Here is a 22,904-nt window from a genome sequence, read left to right on the forward strand (position 1 = left end):
TGCAACCGCGCTCTTTCTTGAGGACTGAGGATGATTCTGTAATGTTCCATGCCGACATTATGCATGACGCAGATTTAGATGTGTCATAACACTAGGTGGGGAGCTTGCAGATTTGCGGCATCCAGCTCGAGTAGCTCAACACCCAAACGTGCAAGCAGTGCCAGGGTTTCCTTTTGCTCGGCGCTTAACAAAGCCGGATCAGCAATGCCGAGGCGGACCTTGAGTCGCTCGGCAATGGCGCCCAGGCCAGTACCTGTTCCCGGAAGCGAGGATGGCCGAGATCCCAATCCGCACAGTCGCCGTGGAGGCACAGCAGAATCGATGCAGTCTGATCACGGCGATCCACTGAGTTGATGGCGGAGCTCAGTTCGCGCAGCGTGCCAACCGAGCAATAGCGAGCGCCATGCTATAGACATTGCTGGATAAGAAAACCCCCGTATCACTATGTGAGTACGGGGGTACGGACTATCGATGTTCAGCAGAGTCTGGTCAGACGTTGAACCGGAAGTGCATCACGTCGCCATCTTTCACGATGTAGTCCTTGCCTTCCAGGCGCCATTTGCCGGCTTCCTTGGCGCCGGCCTCGCCCTTGTACTGGATGAAGTCGTCGTAGGCGATGACCTCGGCGCGGATGAAGCCCTTCTCGAAGTCGGTGTGGATCACCGCGGCGGCCTGCGGCGCGGTGGCGCCGACCTTGACGGTCCAGGCGCGGACTTCCTTGACCCCGGCGGTGAAGTAGGTCTGCAGGTTCAGGAGCTGGTAACCGGCGCGGATCACCCGGTTGAGGCCGGGCTCCTCGAGGCCGAGGGATTCGAGGAACATGTCCTTCTCCTCGCCGTCGTCCAGCTCGGCGATTTCCGCTTCGATCTTGTTGCACACCGGCACCACGAGGGCGCCTTCCTCCTCGGCGATGGCTTTCACCACGTCGAGGTGCGGGTTGTTCTCGAAGCCGTCCTCGGCGACGTTGGCGATGTACATCACCGGCTTGCTGGTGAGCAGGTGGAAGCCCTTGATCAGGGCCTTTTCATCGCTGCTCATGTTCTTCATCAGGGTGCGCGCCGGCTTGCCTTCGGCGAAGTGCGGGATCAGCTTTTCCAGCAGGGCTTTCTGGGCGAGGGCGTCCTTGTCGCCGCCCTTGGCGTTGCGCGCGACCTTCTGCAGCTGCTTCTCGCAGCTGTCGAGGTCGGCGAAGATCAGCTCGAGGTCGATGATCTCGATGTCGCGCTTGGGATCGACCGAGTTGGACACGTGGATCACGTTGTCGTCCTCGAAGCAGCGCACCACGTGGGCGATGGCGTCGGTCTCGCGGATGTTGGCGAGGAACTTGTTGCCCAGGCCCTCGCCCTTGGAGGCGCCCGCCACCAGGCCGGCGATGTCGACGAACTCCATGGTGGTCGGCAGCACGCGTTCGGGCTTGACGATCTCGGCCAGAGCGTCGAGGCGCGCGTCGGGCATCGGCACGATGCCGCTGTTCGGCTCGATGGTGCAGAACGGGAAGTTCTCCGCGGCGATGCCGGATTTGGTCAGGGCGTTGAACAGGGTGGACTTGCCGACGTTGGGCAGGCCGACGATGCCGCAGTTGAATCCCATGGTGTGTCCCTCGCGGAGATGAGTTCGGTCGTGGAGAGGAGGCGTCAGGCTTTCTGGCTGTGCAGTTTCTGCATGGCCTTGGTCCAGTCGCCGGCGAGCATGTCCGGCAGCGCGCCGAGGGCGAAGTCGATGCTCGCCTCGAGCTTTTCCTGTTCGCTGCGCGGAGCCCGGCCGAGGACGAAGCCGGAGACGAGATTCTTGTCGCCGGGGTGGCCGATGCCGAGCCGCAGGCGATAAAAGGAATTCTGGTTGCCGAGCTGGGCGATGATGTCCCGAAGCCCGTTGTGCCCGCCGTGGCCGCCGCCCAGCTTGAGCCTGGCGGTGCCGGGAGGCATGTCGAGTTCGTCGTGGGCCACCAGGATGGCCGCCGGCGGAATGCGGAAGAAATTCGCCAGCGCCGCCACGGACTGGCCGCTGCGGTTCATATAGGTGGTGGGAATGAGCAGACGAACGTCGCGGCCCTGATGGCTGAACTTGCCGACCAGGCCGAAGTACTTCTTGTCGACCGCGAGGTTGACGCCCTGGGCGGACGCGACGCGCTCGACGAAAAGAGCCCCTGCGTTGTGCCGGGTCTGTTCGTATTCGGGACCGGGGTTTCCCAGGCCAACGATCAGTTGAATGGCAGTCACGACAGGGGCTCTCTTGGTTCAGTCAACGAGTGACTTATTCGCCTTGCACGCGGGAAGCGTGGATGTTGGCGATAGCCAGATCGTTGCCGTGGGCCAGGGCCACCAGCTCGACGCCGGCCGGAACGGTCAGGTCGGACAGGTGCACGGTCTGGCCGATGGCGACCTTGGCCAGGTCGACTTCGATGAATTCCGGCAGGTTTTGCGGCAGGCAGGAGACTTCCACTTCGGACATGGTGTGGGAGACTTCTCCACCCTGCAGCTTCACGGCATCGGCGGTTTCGGCGTTGATGAAGTGCAGCGGCACGTGGGCGGTCAGCTTGTGGTCGGCGACGACGCGCACGAAGTCGGCGTGCAGGACGAAGCTCTTCGCCGGGTGGCGCTGCAGGGCCTTGATCAGCACGGTTTCGGTGGTGCCGGCGACGTTCAGGGCGATCACGTGGCTGAAGGCGGCTTCGTCTTCGATCAGCTTGGCGACGTCCTTGGCCAGCAGGCTGATGGACTGCGGAGCCTTGTCGCCGCCGTAGATCACGGCGGGAATCAGGTTGGCGTTACGACGCAGGCGGCGGCTCGCACCTTTCCCCAGGTCGGAACGCACGTCGGCATTCAGGGCAAAATCGGTCATTGCAGTTCTCCAGAATGACAACGCGCCCGAAACGCTTGCGACCAGCGTTCGGGCGGTTGTTGAGGCCCCGCGCGGGGCGGGGCGGTTGTATCGGCGCCGGTTCCTCAGCGGAACATGGCGCTGATGGATTCTTCGTTGCTGATGCGGCGCACCGCTTCGGCGACCACCGGAGCGATGTCCAGCTGGCGGATGCGTGGGCAGGCTTGGGCCGCGGCGGAGAGCGGAATGGTGTTGGTCACCACCAGCTCGTCCATCACCGAGTTCTCGAGGTTCTCGATGGCGCGCCCGGACAGCACCGGATGGGTGCAGTAGGCGTATACCTTGGCGGCGCCGTGGTCCTTGAGGGCCTTGGCCGCGTGGCAGAGGGTACCGGCGGTGTCGACCATGTCGTCGACCAGCAGGCAGGTACGGCCTTCCACGTCGCCGATGATGTGCATGACTTCCGACTGGTTGGCCTTCGGCCGGCGCTTGTCGATGATCGCCAGATCCACGCCCAGGGACTTGGCGACGGCGCGCGCACGCACCACGCCGCCGATGTCCGGGGAGACGATCATCAGGTTCTCGAAGCGCTGGGCCTGGATATCGTCGACCAGTACCGGCGAGCCGTAGATATTGTCCACTGGGATGTCGAAGAAGCCCTGGATCTGGTCGGCATGCAGATCGACGGTGAGCACGCGGTTGACGCCGACCACATCGAGCATGTCGGCCACCACCTTGGCGCTGATCGCCACGCGGGCGGAGCGCGGACGGCGGTCCTGGCGGGCATAGCCGAAGTAGGGGATGACCGCGGTGATCCGCGAGGCGGAGGAGCGGCGGAAGGCGTCGGCCATCACCACCAGCTCCATGAGGTTGTCGTTGGTCGGCGCGCAAGTCGGTTGAATCAGGAAGACGTCCTTGCCGCGGACGTTCTCGTTGATTTCAACGCTGATTTCGCCGTCGGAGAACTTGCCTACGGAGGCATCGCCGAGGGGAATATGCAGCTGACGTACGACGCGACGCGCCAGATCGGGGTTGGCATTCCCCGTAAAGACCATCATCTTGGACACGCGCAGTACCTGCCGGCTGAGGGTGGACCCGATGAAATTAAAAAGCTGCTCAAAAAGGCGGCGTAATTGCGGCATTTTTGAACAGCTTCCTGGAATATGGCAGGGGCGGCTGGATTCGAACCAACGCATGGCAGGATCAAAACCTGCTGCCTTACCGCTTGGCGACGCCCCTGTGGCGTTACATCCTTGAATGCCCGGTCGGCGTGTGCGCATCTTGGGAAGGAGATGGCAGGGGCGGCTGGATTCGAACCAACGCATGGCAGGATCAAAACCTGCTGCCTTACCGCTTGGCGACGCCCCTGTAGCACACAACCATCGAATGCTAGGCATTCACTCCCCGCGCCAGCGCTTCTAGCCTGCGGTGCAACATGGACACGTTGCGACCCTGGGCGACGAAACCCGGCATGGTCACTGGAAGTTGGCGGGCGACTTTATCAGCATCGTCCCGGTTTGGGAAGCTCCCAAACACGCAAGCCCCAGTGCCGGTCATTCTGGCGGGAACGAATTTGTTCAGCCAGTTCAAAGCGTTACGCACTTCCGCGTAGCGCTTCTCGACGACCGGTTGGCAATCGTTACGACCGCCTCCGGCAAGGAGGCTGCGAACTGTAATGGCCGGTGTATTGCGTGTCAACTCCGGGTCGGAAAAAATTTCTGCTGTGCTGACAGTGACTTGCGGCGCCACGACGAGGAACCACGGCTCCTCCAGCTCGACCGGCTGCAGGCGTTCGCCGACACCCTCGGCGAACGCGGCGCGACCGCGCACGAAGACCGGCACGTCGGCGCCCAGGGCGAGGCCCAGCTCGGCCAGGCGATCCTCGCTCCAGCCCAGTTGCCAGAGGCGGTCGAGGGCGAGCAGGGTGGTCGCCGCGTCGGAGCTGCCGCCGCCGATGCCGCCGCCCATCGGCAGGCGTTTCTCCAGCCAGATGTCGGCGCCCAGCCGGCAGCCGCTCTGGCGCTGCAGCTGGCGTGCGGCGCGGACGATCAGGTTGCCGTCGTGGGGAACCCCGGGAATCTCGGTGTGCAGGCGGATCTCGCCGTCCTCGCGCACGGCAAAGCCCAGCTCGTCGCCGTGGTCGAGGAACTGGAACAGGGTCTGCAGCTCGTGATAGCCGTCGGCGCGACGGCCGAGGATGTGCAGCATCAGGTTGAGTTTGGCCGGTGCCGGCAGAATCAGTTGGGCGTGTTGCATGACGTTCAGAGTCCCAGTCGGCGTGGTTGCCAGTCCTTGATTACGAGGGTGACGACCAGGTCCTGGCCGTATAGCTTCAGGCGCTCCGGCAGCCAGTAGCCGTTGCGCTCGGCGTAGCTCTGGTATTCGACCTGCCAGCCGTCCTGGCGCAGCCGGGCCAGGCGGCTGTCGCCGTCGAGGGTGAGCTGGCTGCGGCTGCCGGGGGCCGGCAGGCCGCGCACCCACCAGAGCAGGTGGGAGACCGGCAGGCGCCAGCCGAGTTGTTGCTCGAGCAGGGCCTCCGGCGATTCGGCCTGGTAGCGACCCTGGCCGGCGACCTCCAGCTGGATGCTGCCGGGGCGGCCGGTCAGACGCGCCGCGCCGCGGCCGAGCGGGCCGGACAGGCGGATGTCGTAGTAGTCCTGGCGTTGCAGCCAGAACAGGGTGCCGCTGCCGGATTCGCGGGGCGACTGGATGCCGACCTTGCCGCTGATCTGCCAGGCGTCGAGGGCGCCGATCTCGCGCTTGTGGGCCTGCCAGCGCTCGGGATCGCCCTGACCCTCGAGGGCTTCCCGAGAGGTCAGGCCGGCACAACCGGAGAGCAGGGCGAGCAGGGCGAAGAGGAGGGTGTAGCGACGCAGCGGGGAGGGCATGGCTCAGAACGTCTCGGATCCGGTCAGGCGCAGCAGCGTGCTGCGCAGGATGGCGCTGTCGGGCTGCTCTTCGAGGGCCTTGGCCCAGACCTTGCGGGCTTCGCGTTGCTTGCCGCGGGCCCAGAGCACCTCGCCCAGGTGGGCGGCGATCTCGTGGTCGGAGACGCGTTCGGCAGCCTGGCGCAGCAGGCGCTCGGCCTCGCCCAGTTCGCCCAGGCGGAAATGCACCCAGCCAAGGCTGTCGAGGATCGACGGGTCGTCCGGGTTCAGCTGGTGGGCCTTTTCGATCAGCGCCTTGGCTTCGGCATAGCGGGTGGTGCGGTCGGCCAGGGTGTAGCCGAGGGCGTTCAGGGCCATGGCGTTGTCCGGCTCGCGCCCGATGATGAAGCGCAGGTCGCGCTCCAGCTGGGCCAGGTCGCCGCGCTTCTCGGCCAGCATGGCGCGAGTGTAGAGCAGGTTGAGGTCGTCCGGGAACTGCCGCAGGGCGCGCTCGATGACCTTCCAGGCTTCGTCGAGGCGTTCGCGGTTGGTCAGCGCCTCGGCCTCGATCAGGTAGAGCTGCAGGGCGTAGTCCGGCTGGCTGTCGCGGGAGCGCGCCAGGCGCGTCGAAGCCTCCGCGATGCGGCCGTGCTCGAAGAGGATCTCGGTCTGGCGCAGTTGCGCCGGCAGGTAGTGGTTGCCGGGGCCGACCAGGCCGTATTCGATCAGCGCGCTCTCCGGGTCCTCGCGCTCCTCGTAGACGCGGCCCAGCTGGTAGTGCGCGGCATCCACGTAGCTGCCGCGCTCGATCAGCTCCTGGAGGTAGACCGCCGCCTCGTCCCAGGCCTTGGCTTCCAGGCAGACCAGCGCCATGGACAGGCGCAGGTCGTCGTCCTCGGGAAACTGCTCGACCAGGGCGGCGAACTCGTCCTTGGCGTCGTCGAGGCGCTCCTGCTCGACCAGCAGGCGGGCGTAGGTCAGGCGCAGGCGCTTGTCGTCGGGGTGCTGGCGCATGCCCTTCTTGAGCAGGGCGAGCGCCTCGTCGCCGCGCTCCAGGGACTGCAGCAAGCGCACGCGCAGCAGCAGCGGGGCGATTTCCTGCTCGCTCGCCGGGTGCTTCTCGAGCAGTTTGAGGGCCTCCTCGGGCCGGTTGTCCTGCTGCAGCAGCAGCGCCTTGCCGAACAGCAGCTGGCCGTTCTCCGGCGACTTGGCAAGCAGCCGGTCGAAGCTCTGCAGCAGTCCGGCGCGGGTTTCCGGGTCGCTTTCCGCGGCGGCCAGGGCGAGGAAGTCGAAATGGGTGTCGCCCTGGGCCTGCAGGACCTTCTCCATGTAGCGCATCGAGTCGTCGTAGCGGCCGCTGCGCGCCAGCTGGATGGCGGCGGCACGCTGCGCGTCGAGGTTGGCCGGGGCGTTGTCGGCCCAGATCAGCACGCTCTCCAGGGCGGCCTGGTCGGCACCGAGGTATTCGGCGATGCGGAAGGCCCGCTCGGCGACGCCGGGGTCCCGGGTGACCCTGGCCTGTTCGGCGTAGTTGTCCAGGGCGATGTCGAAACGGTTGCGTTGCCCGGCCAGTTCGGCGACCAGCAGGCTGTAGAGGGTTTCTTCGCTGAACGAGGCGACCGGCTGCGGCGGCGGACTGGCCGGGGCAGGACGCGGCGCGGCCTCTTCTTTCGCCGGCGGTCTGCTGCCCGGCTGGGAGAGGCTTTGGCAGCCGCCGAGAAACATCATGACGGCCAGCGAGGCGAAGATTTTATTCATAGGGGAAGGGAAGGCGATGGTTGCACCGGAAAGTGGGAGGCATCATGACACAAGCCGCCGGTCAAGCCCATGGCTACGGCGGCCGGAGGGGCGCGGGGCAGGCGGGCGGAGGTTGTCCTCCATCTGGCGAAGTAGGACAATCGCGTGCTTCCCCTGTTCGGACCTGCGCACCTGAATGGCATTCATCGCCCTCGGTATCAACCACAAGACCGCCTCGGTGGATATCCGCGAGCGTGTGGCGTTCACTCCCGCGCAGCTCGCCGAGGCGCTGCAGCAGCTCTGCCGGCATACCGACAGCCGCGAGGCGGCGATCCTCTCCACCTGCAACCGCAGCGAACTCTACCTGGAGCAGGATAGTCCGGGGGTCGATGCGGTGCTGCAATGGCTGGCCGACTACCACCGGCTGAGCCTGGACGAGCTGCGCGCCTGCGCCTACGTGCATCAGGACGAGTCCGCGGTGCGTCACATGATGCGGGTCGCCTCGGGGCTCGACTCCCTGGTACTCGGCGAGCCGCAGATCCTCGGCCAGATGAAGACCGCCTATGCCGTGGCGCGCGAGGCCGGCACCGTCGGCCCGTTGCTCGGCCGGCTATTCCAGGCCACCTTCAGCACCGCCAAGGCGGTACGCACCGACACCGCGATCGGCGAGAACCCGGTGTCGGTGGCCTTCGCCGCGGTCAGCCTGGCCAAGCAGATCTTCAGCGATTTGCAGCGCAGTCAGGCGCTGCTGATCGGCGCCGGCGAAACCATCACCCTGGTCGCCCGCCACCTGCACGAACAGGGCGTGCGACGCATCGTCGTCGCCAACCGCACCCTGGAGCGCGGCCGGCTCCTCGCCGAGCAGGTCGGCGGCCAGGCGATCATGCTCGCCGACATCGGCCAGGAGCTGGCGGGCAGCGACATCGTCATCAGCTCCACCGCCAGCCAGCTGCCGATCCTCGGCAAGGGCGCGGTGGAGCGCGCGCTGAAGCAGCGCAAGCACAAGCCGATGTTCATGGTCGACATCGCCGTGCCGCGCGACATCGAGCCGGAGGTAGGCGAACTGGACGACGTCTACCTGTACAGCGTCGACGACCTGCACGAGGTCATCGAGGAAAACCTGAAAAGCCGCCAGGGCGCGGCGAGGGCGGCGGAGGAACTGGTCGCCACCGGTGCCGACGATTTCATGCTGCGCCTGCGCGAGCTGGCCGCGGTGGATGTGCTCAAGGCCTACCGCCAGCAGGCCGAGCGCCTGCGCGACGAGGAGCTGGCCAAGGCCCAGCGCCTGCTGGCCAATGGTTCCGATCCGCTGGAGGTGGCTGCCACCCTGGCGCGCGGGCTGACCAACAAGCTGCTGCACGCGCCCAGCGTGCAGCTGAAGAAACTTTCCGCCGACGGCCGCTTCGATGCGCTGGCCGTGGCCCAGGAGCTCTTTGCCCTCGATGAGGGTGAGTCGAAACGATGAAAGCTTCCCTGCTGAACAAACTGGACCTGCTCCACGACCGCTACGAGGAACTCACTGCGCTGCTCGGCGACGCCGAGGTGATCGCCGAACAGACCAAGTTCCGCGCCTATTCCAGGGAATATGCCGAGGTCGAACCGGTGGTCGCCGCCTACCGCGAATTCCGCAAGGTGCAGGACGACTTGGCGGGTGCCCAGGCGCTGCTCAAGGACAGCGACCCGGACCTGCGCGAGATGGCCGCCGAGGAGGTGGCCGAGGCGCGCGAGCGGCTGGTCGGCCTGGAGGACCGCCTGCAGCGCATGCTGCTGCCCAAGGACCCCAACGACGGGCGCAACGTGTTCCTGGAGATCCGCGCCGGCACCGGCGGCGACGAGGCGGCGATCTTCTCCGGCGACCTGTTCCGGATGTATTCGCGCTATGCCGAGAAGCAGGGCTGGCGCCTCGAGATCCTCTCGGAGAACCCCGGCGAGCACGGCGGCTACAAGGAGATCATCACCCGCGTCGAGGGTGAGCACGTCTACGGCAAGCTGAAGTTCGAGTCCGGCGCCCATCGCGTGCAGCGCGTGCCGGAAACCGAATCCCAGGGCCGCATCCACACCTCGGCGTGCACCGTCGCGGTCCTGCCGGAGCCCGACGAGCAGGCGGTGATCGAGATCAACCCGGCCGAGCTGCGCGTCGACACCTACCGCTCCTCCGGCGCCGGCGGCCAGCACGTCAACAAGACCGATTCGGCGATCCGCATCACCCACCTGCCCACCGGCATCGTCGTCGAGTGCCAGGAAGAGCGCTCGCAGCACAAGAACCGCGCCAAGGCCATGGCCTGGCTGGCGGCCAAGCTGCAGGACCGCCAGGACGCCGCCGCGCACAAGGAAATCTCCGAAACCCGCAAGCTGCTGGTCGGCTCGGGCGACCGTTCCGAACGCATCCGCACCTACAACTTCCCCCAGGGGCGGGTCACCGACCACCGCATCAACCTGACCCTCTATGCCCTCGACGAAGTCATGGCCGGCGGCGTGGACGCGGTGATCGAGCCGCTGCTCAGCGAATACCAGGCCGACCAGCTGGCCGCCCTGGGCGATTGATCTTCTTCCCGTAGGGCGGGTGTAACCCGCCATTGCGGAGCAGACCCTTGCCTCGGGCCTTTGTCATTGCCGGCGTGTTTCACCCGCCCTACGACGCCTACGGAATCGACGCATGCCGACCATCGAGAATCTGCTGAACAGTGCCGAGCTGCCCGACTCGCCGAGCCCGCGGCTGGACGCCGAGTGGCTGCTCGCCGCGGCGCTGGGCAAGCCGGCCAGCTACCTGCGCACCTGGCCCGAGCGCGAGGTGCCCGCCGAGGTGGCCGCGCGCTTCGCCGCCGACCTGGCGCGCCGCCGGGCCGGCGAGCCGGTGGCCTACATCCTCGGTCGCCAGGGCTTCTGGAGCCTCGATCTGGAGGTGGCGCCGGCGACCCTGATTCCCCGCCCGGACACCGAGCTGCTGGTGGAGACCGCCCTGGCGCTGCTGCCGGCAACGCCGGCCGCGGTGCTCGACCTCGGCACCGGCACGGGGGCTATCGCCCTGGCGCTGGCGGCGGAGCGCCCGGCCTGGCGGCTGACCGGCGTCGACCGGGTCGCCGAGGCGGTCGAGCTGGCCGAGCGCAACCGCCGGCGGCTGGGGCTGGGCAACTCCGCGTTCCTGCAGAGCGACTGGTTTTCCGCGCTGGATGGCCGGCGTTTCGAGCTGATCGCCAGCAATCCGCCGTACATCGCCGCCGACGATCCGCATCTGGTGCTGGGCGACCTGCGCTTCGAGCCGGCCAGCGCGCTGGTGGCGGGGGCCGACGGGCTGGACGACATCCGCCGGATCGTCGCCGCGGCGCCCGACCATCTCGCCGCCGGCGGTTGGCTGCTGCTCGAGCACGGCTTCGAGCAGGCCGGCGCGGTGCGCGCGCTGCTGGCGGCCGGCGGTTTCGGCGAGGTGCACAGCCGCCGCGACCTCGGCGGCCACGAGCGCATCAGCCTGGGACGGCTGCCGTGAGCCGCACAGAGGCCTGCTGCCCGCCGATCAAGTTTTCCCCTTTCTTGCCAGGACATCCCCATGCTCAGTGATCAAGAACTGCTGCGCTACAGCCGCCAGATCCTCCTGCCGCAGATCGACGTGGACGGCCAACTGCGCCTGAAGCAGAGCCGCGCGCTGATCGTCGGCCTCGGCGGGCTGGGCTCGCCGGTGGCGCTCTACCTGGCGGCGGCGGGGGTCGGCGAGCTGCATCTGGCGGACTTCGACAGCGTGGACCTGACCAACCTGCAGCGCCAGGTCCTGCACGACACGCCGAGCGTCGGCCAGTCCAAGGTGGATTCGGCGCTGGCCCGGCTGGCGGCGCTCAATCCCGAGGTCGTCCTGCACCCGCTGCGCGGCGCCCTGGACGCCGACTCGCTGGCCTCAGCGGTGGCAGCGGTGGACCTGGTGCTCGACTGCAGCGACAACTTCGCCACCCGCGAGGCGGTCAACGCCGCCTGCGTGGCCGCCGGCAAGCCGCTGGTCAGCGGCGCGGCGATCCGCCTCGAGGGCCAGCTCTCGGTGTTCGACCCGCGCCGCGACGATAGCCCTTGTTACCACTGCCTCTACGGTCACGGCAGCGAGGCCGAGTTGACCTGCAGCGAGGCTGGGGTGGTCGGCCCGCTGGTCGGTCTGGTCGGCAGCCTGCAGGCCCTGGAGGCACTCAAGCTGTTGGCCGGCTTCGGCGAGCCCTTGGTCGGTCGCCTGCTGCTGGTCGATGCGCTGGCCAGCCGCTTCCGCGAGCTGCGCGTGCGGCGCGATCCGCAGTGCCCGGTGTGTGGAGGGCGGCATGGCCAGTGAGGCGCCGGTCGGCGTCTTCGACTCCGGGGTCGGCGGGTTGTCGGTGCTCGGTGAGATCCGCGCCCGGTTGCCCGGCGAATCCCTGCTCTACGTCGCCGACAGCGGTCATGTGCCCTACGGCGAGAAGAGTCCCGAATACATCCGCGCGCGCTGCCGGACGATCGCCGCCTTTCTCCTCGAGCGGGGTGCCAAGGCGCTGGTGCTGGCCTGCAACACCGCCACCGCGGCGGCGGTGGCCGAGCTGCGCGAGCTGCATCCCGAGCTGCCGGTGGTCGGCATGGAGCCGGCGGTGAAGCCGGCGGCGGCGGCCACCCGCAGCGGCCGGGTCGGCGTGCTGGCGACCACCGGAACGCTGAAGAGTGCCCGCTTCGCCGCGCTGCTCGACCGCTTCGCCGGCGACGTGCGGGTGATCACCCAGCCCTGTCCCGGCCTGGTGGAGTTGATCGAGGCCGGCGAGCTGGACGGACCGCAGACCCGCGAGTTGCTCCGGGGCCTGGTCGCGCCGCTGCTGGCCGAGGGCTGCGACACCCTGATCCTCGGCTGCACCCATTACCCCTTCGTCAGGCCGCTGCTGCGCCAGCTGGTGCCGGAGTCGGTCAGCCTGATCGACACCGGTGCCGCGGTGGCGCGCCAGCTCGAGCGCTTGCTGCAGGCCGGCGAACTGCTGGCCGCCGGACCCGCCGAGGCGCGCTTCTGGTCGAGCGGCGATCCCGCCGAGCTGGCGCGGGTGCTGCCGCGGCTGTGGGGGGCGGCCGCGGTAGTCGAGGCGCTGCCCGGCGGCTGAGGCCGTCGCCCGTTCAGCTGCAGCGGGGCGAGTCTTTGCGATCCTTGAGGCGCGCGACTGCCCGCCGGGCAGGCAGGCGCCAATATCTGTACATTAAGTTGGATTTGTATAAGTGTCGGCCCGATTTGGGCATATCCTTGTACGTGATCTGGTTTTGTTCAGCTGTTGGCGGTCGGTGCCGGGGAGGCGCGGGGCATGGAGGCAGCACGGTTGCGCGGTGGAGTGGTCGGGGTCTGGCTGGCATCGGTGACGGCCGCCGTGCGGTGGCCGTCGGGCAGATATCGTGCGGGAGTAACGCGGTGTTCAGTTCGCGCGGTGCTGCAGCAGTTTGCGGGCAGCTTCCTGGCCGCTCAGCCAGGCGCCTTCGACGCGACCGGACAGGCACCAGTCGCCGCAGGCGTAGAGGCCCAGGCTGGAGTCGGCCAGGGCGCCCCAGCCGTGGGTGCCGACCGGCCGGCCGTAGAGCCAGCGGTGGGCGAGGGTGAAGGTCGGTTGCGGCACGGTGCAGCCGATCATCTCGGCGAAGGCGCCGTACAACTGCTCGACGACCGGCCCCTTGGCGAGGTCGAGATGCTGCCGGGTCCAGCGGCTGCTGGCCTGCAGCACCCAGGTGTCCGGCTGGCTGGCGCGACCGGGCTTGCCGCGGTTGCGCGACACCCATTCGAGGGGACTGTCCTGGATGAAACAGCCATCCACCGGGGTGTCCAGCGCCTGCTCGAAGGACAGGGCCACCGCCCAGTTCGGCTCCATCGCCACGCCGGCCACGCTGCTGGCCAGCTTCGGTGCGGCCGCCAGCAACTGCGCCGCCTGGGGCGGCGGGGTGGCCACCACCACCTGGCTGAACGGGCCGTAGGCGTTGCCGCCGGCATCCTGCAGCATCCAGTGCTGCGTGCCGTGGAAGACTTCGGTGATCTGGCAGGAGAAGCGCACCGGCAGGTCGCCGAGCAGGCCGCGGGTCAGTGCGCTCATGCGCGGCGTGCCGATCCAGCGGATCTGCTCGTCCTGGGACGGGCGCAACAGGCCGTTGGCGGAGTCGTAGAGGCTGGGCTGCCATTCGGCGACCCAGCCGTGGCTGCGCCATTGCTGGACCGCCTCGGCGAAGCGGCGGTCGCGGCAGGTGAAGTACTGGGCCCCCAGGTCGAGGGTGCCGACCTCGGTGCGCTTGCTGGCCATGCGGCCACCACTGCCGCGGCCCTTGTCGAACAGCTGGACCTCGAGTCCCGCCGCGTGCAGTGCCCCCGCCGCGGAGAGCCCCGCGATACCCGTGCCAATGATGGCAATAGGAAAAGTCATGGTTTACCTCGTACCCCTTCAGCAGGTGCGCCCTGGACGAATTCCCCGTTCCGTACCTGTACGCCCGGCGCAGATCACAACGGTTGGCGCTCCTTCATCTGTACTCCTAAATCCGGGAGTGCGAAAGCGTAAAAGCGTCATAAATTCAAAGTAGGGCCATGCGTGCCATTGGGCAATGCGAGGAGAGGGCAATGCATATTTTGCTGACTGGCGGTACCGGATTGATGGGGCGTTCCCTGTGTCGCCAGTGGAGTGCCGAGGGACACCGGCTGACGGTGTGGAGCCGCTCGCCGGGGCGGGTTCCCGGCCTTTGCGGGAATTCGGTGCGGGGCATCGGACGGCTTGAGGAGCTGGACGGCGAGACGCTGGATGCGGTGGTCAACCTGGCCGGCGCGCCCATCGCCGACCGGCCCTGGACGCGCAAGCGCAAGGCCCTGCTCTGGGCCAGCCGGATCACCCTGACCGAGCAGTTGGTGGGCTGGCTGCAGACGCGCCTGCAGCGGCCGCGGGTGCTGATCTCCGGCTCGGCGGTGGGCTGGTACGGCGATGGCGGCGAGCGCGAGCTGCATGAGGACATGGGGCCGGTCGGCGGGGATTTCGCCAGCCAGTTGTGCGGCGCCTGGGAGGATTCGGCGCGGCGCGCCGAGGAGCTGGGCATGCGCGTGGTGCTGCTGCGCAGCGGGGTGGTGCTGGCGCCCGACGGCGGCTTTCTCCAGCGCCTGCTGCCGGTGTTCCGTCTGGGCCTCGGCGGGCCGATCGGCAACGGCCGGCAGTGGCTGCCCTGGGTGCATATCGCCGATCAGGTCGCGCTGATCGACTTTCTCCTGCGTCGGGAAGATGCGCAGGGTCCCTATAATGCCTGCGCGCCGAAGCCGGTGCGCAACGGCGAGTTCGCCCGCGCCCTGGGCCGTGTGCTGCACCGTCCGGCGCTGCTGCCGGCGCCGGCCTTCGCCCTGCGCCTGGGCCTCGGCGAGCTGGCCGGGCTGCTGCTCGGCGGCCAGCGCGCCGTGCCGAGGCGTCTTTGCGAGGCCGGCTTCGTGTTCCGCTTCACCGACCTGGATGCCGCCCTGGCCGATCTGCTGGGCGGCGACCGAATCATCAAGGATGCCGCATGACCGATCACGCGCTGTTGCTGGTCAACCTGGGTTCGCCCGACTCTCCCGAAGTAGCCGACGTGCGCCGCTACCTCGACCAGTTCCTCATGGACCCCTACGTGATCGACCTGCCCTGGCCGCTGCGGCGCCTCTTGGTCTCGCTGATCCTGCGCAAGCGGCCGGAGCAGTCGGCGCATGCCTATGCCTCGATCTGGTGGCCGGAGGGATCGCCGCTGATCGCCCTCAGTCGTCGCCTGCAGGAGGCGGTGCAGGCCCATTGGCACGAGGGGCCGGTGGAGCTGGCGATGCGCTATGGCAGCTTGTCCATCGAGGCGGCGCTGAACCGGCTGGCGGAAGGGGGCGTGCGCCGGGTGACCCTGGCGCCGCTCTATCCGCAGTTCGCCGACAGTACCGTGACCACCGTCCTGGAGGAGACGCGGCGGGTACTGCGCGCGAGCGGTCTGGAGCTGGAGCTGGAGGTACTGGCGCCCTTCTACGGGCAGCCGGAGTACCTCGCGGCCCTGGTCGAGAGCGCCAGGCCCCACCTGCAGCAGGGCTTCGACCATCTGCTGCTGAGTTTTCACGGCCTGCCGGAGCGGCACCTGCGCAAGGCCGACCCGAGCGGCAGGCACTGCCTGGGCGGCGCCGACTGCTGCCGGCAGGCGCCGCCGGAAGTGCTCGCGCGCTGCTACCGGGCACAGTGCCTGCGGAGTGCCGAAGGGTTCGCCCGGCAGATGGGGCTGGGCGAGGCGCAGTGGTCGGTGTCCTTCCAGTCGCGCCTGGGTCGCGCCAAATGGATCGGCCCCTACACCGAGGAACACCTCGACGTGCTGGCCGCGCGGGGGGTGAAGAAGCTCCTGGTGATGTGTCCGGCGTTCGTCACCGACTGCATCGAGACCCTGGAGGAAATCGGCCAGCGCGGCCGCGAGCAGTTTCGCGCCGCCGGCGGCGAGGACCTGCAGCTGGTGCCCTGCCTCAACGACCACCCGGCGTGGGCGGTCGCGCTGGCGCAGCTTTGCCGCACGCCGGGCTAAGCCTCAGCTCGGCTTCTGCTTGGTGCCGAACACCTTGTCGCCGGCATCGCCGAGGCCGGGGATGATGTAGCCGTGTTCGTTGAGGCGCTGGTCGATGGCCGCGGTATAGATGGTCACGTCGGGATGGGCCTGTTCCAGCTGGCGGATGCCCTCCGGCGCGGCGACCAGCACCAGGGCGCGGATCTCCTTGCAGCCGGCCTTCTTCAGCAGGTCGATGGTGGCGATCATGGAGCCGCCGGTGGCGAGCATGGGATCGACGATCAGCGCCAGGCGCTGGTCGATCTCGCCCACCAGCTTTTCCACGTAGGTGTGTGCGACCAGGGTTTCTTCGTTTCGCGACAGGCCGACCACGCTGACTTTGGCGCTGGGGATCAGCCGCAGCACGCCGTCGAGCATGCCGATGCCAGCGCGCAGGATGGGCACCACGGTGATCTTCTTGCCGGCGATCTTCTCGACCTCGACCGGACCGCACCAGCCCTCGATCTCGCAGCTCTCGAGGGGCAGGTCCTGGGTGGCTTCGTAGGTCAGCAGGGCGCCGACCTCCTGGGCCAGCTCGCGGAAGCTCTTGGTGCTGATGTCGGCGCGGCGCATCAGGCCGAGCTTGTGGCGGATCAGGGGGTGGCGGATTTCGTGGATGGGCATGAATGGGCTCCGGCGCTCAGGGATGTTGCCTGAATTAAAACACCGGCCCGGCGGAGAATGAATGGGCAGCGCTGCGGCGGGACTTGCCCGCGGCGGGGGGGCTGGGTAACGTTTCCGCTCCCGATTGCCGGGGCCGGGCCGCTGCGGCGGGCCTTCAGCGCTCCATCCACCTGAGGAAAATGCCATGTCCGTCGATCTCGCCCATATCCGTCAAGTCATGGCGGAGGCCGACTGTCTGTTCAACCATGCCGAAGTCGAGGCGGCGATCGGGCGCGTCGCCGCGGCGATCAACGCCGAGCTGGCTGAGCGCAACCCGGTGGTGTTCTGCGTGATGAACGGCGGGCTGGTCTTCGCCGGCAAGCTGCTGCCGCTGCTGGACTTCCCCCTGGAGCTGTCCTACCTGCACGCCACCCGCTACCGCAACGAGACCCGCGGCGGCGACCTGTTCTGGAAGGCCAAGCCGGAAATCTCCTTCATCGACCGCGACGTGCTGATCGTCGACGACATTCTCGACGAGGGGCATACCCTGGCGGCAATCGTCGACTTCTGCCGCCACGAGGGCGCCAGTGCTGTGCATACCGCGGTGCTGGTCGACAAGCGGCACCAGCGCAAGGCCGCGCCCGACCTCAAGGCCGACTATGCCGGACTGAGCTGCGAGGACCGCTATGTGTTCGGCTACGGCATGGACTACAAGGGCTACTGGCGCAACGCTGCCGGCATCTATGCGGTCAAGGGGCTGTAGGGCGCCGCACGTTGAGTGCGGCGGGTGCCGGGGCTAAACTGCCGCCCCCTTCGGATCGGTCAATGGAGCGAGATATGCGCAAGAAAGACAAGAAGCAGGTGATCGGCGAGGAAATCAGCGAGGAGAAGATCCGCCTGTTCCTCGCCCTCGAGCCGGCGGACGCCACGCCGCCTTCCCTGCACAAGCTGGTCAAGGCCTACCGGGGGCTGCGGGTGGACGACTTCGAGCGCTTCGTGGGCTTCTTCGTCGAGGCCGGCTACGACCTCGCGGCGCAGGACGCCCAGGGCCGCGACTTCGTCGCGCTGATCCAGGACCAGCGTCTCGCCGAGCCTTACATCGAGATCGTGCGGGCCGTCCGGCACTGACTGGCGAGCGTCCGGAAACGAAAAAACCGCCCGAAGGCGGTTTTTTCATGGCCGGCAGCCTGCTCAGCTATCGGCGTTGGCGGCGGCGGGCGCAGCCTTGGACGGAGCGGCGGAAGCCAGACCCAGGCGCTGGTTCGAGGAGGCCTGGACGCTGCGGTACAGCTCGGGGCTCTCTTGCAGATCCTTGGCCGAGGCCTTGAAGATCTCCTTGAGGCGGGCGACCCACTGTTCGGACTTCATCCGCTCGGCGAAGCAGCGCTGCATCAGGTCGAGCATGGCCGACACGGAAACCGAAGCACCCGGCGAGGCGCCCAGCAGCGCGGCGATGCTGCCGTCCTGGGCCGCGACGATCTCGGTACCGAACTCCAGCTTGCCGCCGCGCTCGGCATCCTTCTTGATGATCTGCACGCGCTGGCCGGCGATTTCCAGGCGCCAGTCCTGGGGATTGAGCTCGGGGTAGAAGCCGCGCAGGGTTTCCAGGCGGTCGCCCATGGACTGCTTCACTTCCTTGATCAGGTAGCGGGTCAGGTCCATGTTGTCGCGCGCCACCGCGAGCATCGGGAGGATGTTGCTCGGGCGGATCGACAGGGGCAGGTCGAGGAAGGAGCCGCGCTTGAGGAACTTGGTGGTGAAGCCGGCGTAGGGTCCGAACAGCAGGGACTTCTTGCCGTCCACCACGCGGGTGTCGAGGTGCGGCACCGACATCGGCGGCGCGCCGACTGCGGCCAGGCTGTAGACCTTGGCCTGGTGCTGCTTGACCACCTCGGGGTTGTCGCAGCGCAGCCACTGGCCGCTGACCGGGAAGCCGCCGTAGCCGTGGCCTTCCGGGATGTCGGACATCTGCAGGAGGGGCAGGGCGCCGCCGCCGGCACCGAGGAACACGAAGCCGGCTTTGATGCCGCGGCTCTCGCCGGTCTTGCTGTCCTTGACGGTGACTTTCCAGCCGCTGCCGTCGCGCTCGAGGCCGGTGACCTTGTGGTCGTAGCTCACCGTGACCTCGGGCTTGCTGGTCAGGTGCTGCAGCAACTGGCCGGTCAGGGCGCCGAAGTTGACGTCGGTGCCGCCCTGAGAGCGGGTCGCGGCCATGCGCTCGTTCGGGGCGCGGCCGGCCATCATCAGCGGAATCCACTCGTTGAGGGTCGCCTGGTCCTCGGTGTATTCCATGTCGGCGAAGCAGTGGTGCGTCTTCAGTGCCTCGAAGCGTGTCTTGAGGAAGCCGATGTCCTTCTCGCCGCGCACGAAGCTTAGGTGCGGAACGGGGTTGATGAAGGACTGTGCCGAGCCGAAGGTGCCCTGCTCCAGCAGGTAGGCCCAGAACTGCTTGGAAACCTCGAACTTGGCATTGATCTCGACGGCCTTCTGCGCCTTGACCGAGCCATCGGCTGCCTGCGGGGTGTAGTTCAGCTCGCACAGGCCGGCATGTCCGGTGCCGGCGTTGTTCCAGGGGTTGGAACTTTCCAGGGCATCGGAGTCCTGCATCTCGATGATTTCCAGCTTGATGCCGGGATCGAGTTCCTTCAGCAGCACGCCCAGTGTCGCGCTCATGATGCCGGCGCCGACCAGCACCACATCGACTTCGTAGTTTTTCTGCGCCATTAACGCCTCCAAATCTGCAACACCAAATTGGCAGTACGACCTTGTTGCGCCTGTTCCTCAGGCATCTGGCTGCGCCGTTGCACCGCGAGGATGCCCCGGCCGCCCGGTCGGCCTGTTATCCGTTGTTCCTTGACGGGCACCTGCCGAACGCTCGGCCGTGCTCACACGGGATACCTGAAATGGCTGTCGGGAAAGCGGGCGGGTTGCCGCTCCGGCAGTCAGCGACTCTCGTCGAGGCATCCATTCGGCCGGCCCTAGCGGGTAGACCCCGATCTCTCGGTCAGTGGATTGTCGATGGGCGAAGGAGCATCAATGTTCGCTCGGGACGCATAGTCGTTCATTGCTCGCCACACTCTTTTGAAGTAGTGAAAAAACCGTATTGTCACGCTCTTTTGGAGGCGTGAACCATGCTAGTCGTTGTCTCCGGCACGCCGATACCCCGAGGCGTGACGAGACGCGCCGCGTCCTTGCAAGCGAAAGTGTTCTGCGCGATGGGCGAAGTAAAACCAGTGCCAACCTTGGCGGCGGCTGGGCGACTCTCTGGCTGGGGAAAGTCCTGCCATATATGGCGCTGCACGGCTGTGCATGACGATGCCCGATCAGGAGGCGACCTTATAATCGGGGGTCGAGTATACCGTCAAATCGGCAGAGTTGGCCCTTTGGCTTTAGTTTTATTCCAGGCTTCCCGGGGCCTGGAGCGGGGTTGTGCTCAGGGGGTGCGGCGTTGGCTGCGGGGGGGAGCCGCTGTCGCTATACTGCGTTTCCTTCGCGCACTCATGGAGAATCAAGCATGCTGCATCGTCTGTTGCTTGGCCTGATCGCCGTTGCCGGCCTGGGCTTGGCCGGCTGTGCCCTCAGCCCGCAACAAATCGTCCCCGAGCCCAAGCTCAACGCGCCGCTCGCCGCGGTCGGCAGTGGCCAGCCCGTCGTCGTGCGGGTGGTCGACGGACGCGCCTCGCCGAACCTGGGCACCCGCGGTGGGCTGTATCCGGAAACCAGTATGATCGTCGTGCGCGGGCAGGACGTGCTGCCCAGGCTGCAGACCCAGGCCGAAACGGCGGTGCGTCTGCTCGGCTTCACTCCGTCGCCGAATGCCTACAACGCGCCGCAGCTGACCCTGACCCTGGCCGAGCTGAAATACCAGTCGCCGAAGCAGGGGATGTATGTCACCGAGGCCGATATCGGGGCCACCTTCCGGGTCGATGTGCAGAATGCCGGGCGCCGCTACAGCGGTCGCTATGGTGCTTCGCTGAACCAGCGTTTCGGCATGGCGCCGAACCAGCAGACCAACACCCAGTTGATCGAGAACGTGCTCAGCGATGCGCTGACCCGTGCGTTCAAGGATCCGGCCATCGGCCAGCTGCTGCTGGGGCGTTGAGGCGGGGGGGCGTGCCGCCGGGTCCGCAGGTCGGAGCCGGGCTCGCCTTCGGGGGGGGCTGGAGCCGATTGCGGCGGCCGCCCCGGAGGCGCCCGGGTCAAGCGCCTTCGTTCTGTCAGGCAGCTGTGGCGTAGCGTCGCTTGGGTCGTTTGGCGGTGGGCAGTTCGTAGTGCTCGTGGCCGCCCAGCCGACAGTAGTCCAGCCAGTGTTGGTCGTGGACGCAGAAGTCCAGGCCGATTCTCTCTTCCGGGTCATCCTGCAAATCGGTCGAACGCTCAAGGGATTCAGCGTGTTGCATGTCGGTTCCTCCGTGGCTGATTCGGGTGCCTTGCCGTCTGGGCTGGACTTCGGACTTTAGGGTGGCCGGATGACCGTTTCCCGACGGAGTCAGAACTTCGAGGACTCATTGGGCATTTGGTCGAAAGCAGCGCTTATAAGGCGCTCCGCTTGAGTAGAATGTGTCCGAGTCTTCTCTGTCTGCGCCAAGGCTTCATGCAAGGTGCCGGCCAGTCGCCCCCGCGGGGGCCATGGAGGCTGCCAGGCCGCTCTGTGATTGGGGGTTTTCCCGTCCGCTGCAGCGGATGCTGGCGCTTTCGGCCTACCGGAGAGCAGTCCGTTTTTCCCAGTTGCGGTGCGCGCGGCTTTTCCGTGCACCTCGCCGATGCGGAGGTTTCGATGTTATTGCCGGCCCTTGAGTTCCCGTTGCCGCTCCCCCCGTCACTGCTGCTGAATGCCGTGGCCCTGTTTTTTGCCCTCGCCGGGAGCTGGCTGCTGATCGCCACCCGTCTCCGCGAGCAGCGTGCCCTGGCGCGCCTGGCCGGCGAGGGGCAGCTGGACGAGGAGGGGAGCTGGGCGCTGGAGGCGGCGACCGGGCAGGTCAACCGCTTCTTCTACCGCTTCGGCGCCGGCACCCTGTTGCTGGCGCTGCTCCTCTCCTGGAGCAGCACCCAGTTCTGACGGGGTGCGGCGTCGCCGCACCTACAGGGGCAGGCCGGCCCTGACCCGGTACTGGTTGCGCACCGGGTTGGCGTATTGCAGGAGCAGATAGGGCCGCTGCTCCTCCGGACAGGCGGCCAGGCGCTTCTGCCACTCCGTTTCGGCGCGGGCGACCTCCTCGGCGGGAAACAGCTGCGCCGCTTCCGGCACCTGCAGTTGAGGGTCGCGCCCGGCGTACATGGCGTAGGCCAGGTAGTGGACCGGGAAAAGCCGGTAGTTGCCGAGGATCTGCCGGTCGATCTCCGCGGCGAGCTGCTTGGCCTCCTCCGGAGGCGTCTCCAGCGGCGCGCCGAAGTGGATGTGCACCCGTCCCTTGTAGCCGGTGATGCCGAGGGCGATGCTCTGGTCGTCCTCGCCCGGCGCCTTGGTATAGCTGCCGGTGCTGGCGCGGATGTACAGTTCGCGGGCCTTGGCCTGGTCGCAGGGGTCGTATTCGTAGCTGATCGACACGGGAATCAGGTTGAGGGCCTTCACCACGTTGGCGAAGGGCTCGTCCTTGCAGCTCATGTGGAACATCTTGAGGATCGCCGAATCGGTACGGTCGTCGCCGTCCTTGGCGCGGCCCTCGGCCTGGGCGATCCAGATCGACTCGCCCTCTACGCGGATCGAATGGTTGATGTAGGCGGAGAGCAACTGGTAGGCGGCGAGCTTCTCCCGCCGGCCGCTCAGCGAACGGTGCACGATGAAGCTCTTGTTCAGGCGCATCAGGTCGCTGACGAAGGGCTTCTGCAGCAGGTTGTCGCCGATGGCGATGCGCGGCGTGCGCATGCCGGCATGGTAGATCGCATAGTTGACGAAGGCCGGGTCCATCACGATGTCGCGGTGGTTGGCGAGAAAGAGACAGGCCTTGCCGGGCTTGAGCTGTTCGACGCCGCTGTAGGTCACGCCGTCCGTGGCGCGCTCGATGGTGTGGTCGACATAGGTTTCGACCTTCGTCTGCAGCGCCGCGACGCCGTCGATGTGGGCGAACTCGGCGCGCAGGCGCAGGGCGATGAGCGGCTTGAGCAGCCAGCCGAGCGGTCCGGCCAGGCGCGGAAAGCGAAAGCGGGTAAGGATGTCGAGGAAGTCGGCGTCGGCGATCAGCCGTTGCAGGACTGCAGGGACTTCGGCGTCGGCATAGGGTCGGATGGCATCGAATTCGCCCATCATGTGCTCTTGATCAGGACTGGGTAGATAAAAAAGGAGGCGGAGGCGCAGGCCTGCGCCTCCTGTCGCGGGGAAAAATCGGCGCTGCATTATAGCGACAACTCGGG

General features: G+C 67.2%; 23 protein-coding genes and 2 tRNA genes. 11 read left to right on the forward strand and 14 right to left on the reverse strand.

Translation table 11 applies throughout. The annotated features are described in order from the left end of the window. Positions 1 to 489 precede the first annotated feature (489 nt). The 9 genes from ychF to BMY22_RS12830 all read right to left on the reverse strand — a co-directional run bounded on the left by ychF (position 490) and on the right by BMY22_RS12830 (position 7,445). Positions 490 to 1,590, reverse strand: a complete 1,101-nt coding sequence (ychF, locus tag BMY22_RS12790; RefSeq protein WP_090622536.1) for a redox-regulated ATPase YchF — start codon at positions 1,588 to 1,590, stop codon at positions 490 to 492. Between the two features lie 44 nt (positions 1,591 to 1,634). Continuing rightward, positions 1,635 to 2,219: an aminoacyl-tRNA hydrolase gene (gene pth, locus BMY22_RS12795; protein WP_090622537.1), complete on the reverse strand. Its 585-nt coding sequence runs from the start codon at positions 2,217 to 2,219 to the stop codon at positions 1,635 to 1,637. A gap of 34 nt (positions 2,220 to 2,253) precedes the next feature. After that, positions 2,254 to 2,841: a 50S ribosomal protein L25/general stress protein Ctc gene (locus tag BMY22_RS12800; RefSeq protein WP_090622540.1), complete on the reverse strand. Its 588-nt coding sequence runs from the start codon at positions 2,839 to 2,841 to the stop codon at positions 2,254 to 2,256. A gap of 104 nt (positions 2,842 to 2,945) precedes the next feature. Then, positions 2,946 to 3,887 (reverse strand): ribose-phosphate pyrophosphokinase, encoded by a 942-nt coding sequence (locus tag BMY22_RS12805; protein WP_090622669.1) that lies wholly within the window; start codon positions 3,885 to 3,887, stop codon positions 2,946 to 2,948. A gap of 97 nt (positions 3,888 to 3,984) precedes the next feature. Beyond that, positions 3,985 to 4,059: transfer RNA gene (locus BMY22_RS12810), tRNA-Gln, on the reverse strand. A 54-nt stretch (positions 4,060 to 4,113) separates the two neighbouring features. Next, positions 4,114 to 4,188: transfer RNA gene (locus BMY22_RS12815), tRNA-Gln, on the reverse strand. A gap of 21 nt (positions 4,189 to 4,209) precedes the next feature. Next, positions 4,210 to 5,076, reverse strand: coding sequence for a 4-(cytidine 5'-diphospho)-2-C-methyl-D-erythritol kinase (ispE, locus tag BMY22_RS12820; RefSeq protein WP_090622542.1), 867 nt, complete (start codon positions 5,074 to 5,076; stop codon positions 4,210 to 4,212). A 5-nt stretch (positions 5,077 to 5,081) separates the two neighbouring features. Beyond that, on the reverse strand, positions 5,082 to 5,708 hold the full coding sequence (gene lolB, locus BMY22_RS12825; RefSeq protein WP_090622544.1) for a lipoprotein insertase outer membrane protein LolB: 627 nt from the start codon (positions 5,706 to 5,708) through the stop codon (positions 5,082 to 5,084). Positions 5,709 to 5,711: 3 nt separating this feature from the next. After that, positions 5,712 to 7,445, reverse strand: coding sequence for a tetratricopeptide repeat protein (locus tag BMY22_RS12830; RefSeq protein WP_208599278.1), 1,734 nt, complete (start codon positions 7,443 to 7,445; stop codon positions 5,712 to 5,714). Positions 7,446 to 7,620: 175 nt separating this feature from the next. Here BMY22_RS12830 and hemA point away from each other — a divergent pair, with 175 nt between their 5' ends. From hemA to murI, 5 genes are all read left to right on the forward strand, one after another. Continuing rightward, positions 7,621 to 8,889 carry a glutamyl-tRNA reductase gene (gene hemA / locus BMY22_RS12835; RefSeq protein WP_090622545.1) on the forward strand — a complete coding sequence of 423 codons (1,269 nt, stop codon included), beginning with the start codon at positions 7,621 to 7,623 and terminating at the stop codon, positions 8,887 to 8,889. After that, positions 8,886 to 9,968: a peptide chain release factor 1 gene (gene prfA / locus BMY22_RS12840; protein ID WP_090622548.1), complete on the forward strand. Its 1,083-nt coding sequence runs from the start codon at positions 8,886 to 8,888 to the stop codon at positions 9,966 to 9,968. Before hemA ends, prfA begins: the two co-directional genes overlap by 4 nt. Before the next feature lie 112 nt (positions 9,969 to 10,080). Further along, a complete protein-coding gene (prmC, locus tag BMY22_RS12845; RefSeq protein ID WP_090622550.1) occupies positions 10,081 to 10,908 on the forward strand; it encodes a peptide chain release factor N(5)-glutamine methyltransferase in 828 nt (275 codons plus the stop codon). A 60-nt stretch (positions 10,909 to 10,968) separates the two neighbouring features. Next, the gene (locus BMY22_RS12850; protein ID WP_090622554.1) at positions 10,969 to 11,727 is read left to right on the forward strand and encodes a molybdopterin-synthase adenylyltransferase MoeB; all 759 of its coding nucleotides are present in this window, start codon (positions 10,969 to 10,971) and stop codon (positions 11,725 to 11,727) included. Next, positions 11,717 to 12,511, forward strand: coding sequence for a glutamate racemase (murI, locus tag BMY22_RS12855; RefSeq protein WP_090622556.1), 795 nt, complete (start codon positions 11,717 to 11,719; stop codon positions 12,509 to 12,511). Before BMY22_RS12850 ends, murI begins: the two co-directional genes overlap by 11 nt. A 303-nt stretch (positions 12,512 to 12,814) precedes the next feature. Here murI and BMY22_RS12860 read toward each other — a convergent pair whose 3' ends face one another. Further along, a complete protein-coding gene (locus BMY22_RS12860; RefSeq protein WP_090622558.1) occupies positions 12,815 to 13,804 on the reverse strand; it encodes an NAD(P)/FAD-dependent oxidoreductase in 990 nt (329 codons plus the stop codon). A 191-nt stretch (positions 13,805 to 13,995) separates the two neighbouring features. Between BMY22_RS12860 and BMY22_RS12865 the strand changes: the two genes are divergently transcribed. Continuing rightward, positions 13,996 to 14,919: a TIGR01777 family oxidoreductase gene (locus BMY22_RS12865; RefSeq protein ID WP_167363741.1), complete on the forward strand. Its 924-nt coding sequence runs from the start codon at positions 13,996 to 13,998 to the stop codon at positions 14,917 to 14,919. Beyond that, positions 14,916 to 15,932 (forward strand): ferrochelatase, encoded by a 1,017-nt coding sequence (gene hemH / locus BMY22_RS12870; RefSeq protein WP_090622563.1) that lies wholly within the window; start codon positions 14,916 to 14,918, stop codon positions 15,930 to 15,932. The genes BMY22_RS12865 and hemH overlap by 4 nt, the downstream gene beginning before the upstream one ends. A 3-nt stretch (positions 15,933 to 15,935) precedes the next feature. Here hemH and upp read toward each other — a convergent pair whose 3' ends face one another. Further along, the gene (upp, locus tag BMY22_RS12875; RefSeq protein ID WP_090622566.1) at positions 15,936 to 16,574 is read right to left on the reverse strand and encodes a uracil phosphoribosyltransferase; all 639 of its coding nucleotides are present in this window, start codon (positions 16,572 to 16,574) and stop codon (positions 15,936 to 15,938) included. Positions 16,575 to 16,758: 184 nt separating this feature from the next. On the opposite strand from upp, the gene BMY22_RS12880 reads away from it, so the two are divergent. Continuing rightward, a complete protein-coding gene (locus tag BMY22_RS12880; protein WP_090622567.1) occupies positions 16,759 to 17,316 on the forward strand; it encodes a hypoxanthine-guanine phosphoribosyltransferase in 558 nt (185 codons plus the stop codon). A 74-nt stretch (positions 17,317 to 17,390) separates the two neighbouring features. Further along, a complete protein-coding gene (locus BMY22_RS12885; protein ID WP_090622570.1) occupies positions 17,391 to 17,681 on the forward strand; it encodes a PA4642 family protein in 291 nt (96 codons plus the stop codon). Positions 17,682 to 17,744: 63 nt separating this feature from the next. On the opposite strand, the gene mqo is transcribed toward BMY22_RS12885, so the two are convergent. Further along, positions 17,745 to 19,289: a malate dehydrogenase (quinone) gene (gene mqo / locus BMY22_RS12890; protein WP_279626364.1), complete on the reverse strand. Its 1,545-nt coding sequence runs from the start codon at positions 19,287 to 19,289 to the stop codon at positions 17,745 to 17,747. Positions 19,290 to 20,067: 778 nt separating this feature from the next. Between mqo and BMY22_RS12895 the strand changes: the two genes are divergently transcribed. Continuing rightward, complete coding sequence (locus BMY22_RS12895; protein WP_090622574.1) at positions 20,068 to 20,655, forward strand: YajG family lipoprotein; 588 nt, start codon at positions 20,068 to 20,070, stop codon at positions 20,653 to 20,655. A gap of 115 nt (positions 20,656 to 20,770) precedes the next feature. Here BMY22_RS12895 and BMY22_RS12900 read toward each other — a convergent pair whose 3' ends face one another. Beyond that, positions 20,771 to 20,953: a hypothetical protein gene (locus BMY22_RS12900; protein WP_090622576.1), complete on the reverse strand. Its 183-nt coding sequence runs from the start codon at positions 20,951 to 20,953 to the stop codon at positions 20,771 to 20,773. A gap of 377 nt (positions 20,954 to 21,330) precedes the next feature. Here BMY22_RS12900 and BMY22_RS12905 point away from each other — a divergent pair, with 377 nt between their 5' ends. Then, on the forward strand, positions 21,331 to 21,612 hold the full coding sequence (locus BMY22_RS12905; RefSeq protein ID WP_090622578.1) for a hypothetical protein: 282 nt from the start codon (positions 21,331 to 21,333) through the stop codon (positions 21,610 to 21,612). A 21-nt stretch (positions 21,613 to 21,633) separates the two neighbouring features. Here the strand turns inward: BMY22_RS12905 and BMY22_RS12910 are convergent, their stop codons facing one another. Beyond that, positions 21,634 to 22,797 (reverse strand): 1-acyl-sn-glycerol-3-phosphate acyltransferase, encoded by a 1,164-nt coding sequence (locus tag BMY22_RS12910; RefSeq protein ID WP_208599279.1) that lies wholly within the window; start codon positions 22,795 to 22,797, stop codon positions 21,634 to 21,636. Positions 22,798 to 22,904: the final 107 nt, after the last annotated feature.

Source organism: Azotobacter beijerinckii, assembly GCF_900110885.1.
GTDB classification, from domain to species: Bacteria; Pseudomonadota; Gammaproteobacteria; order Pseudomonadales; family Pseudomonadaceae; genus Azotobacter; species Azotobacter beijerinckii.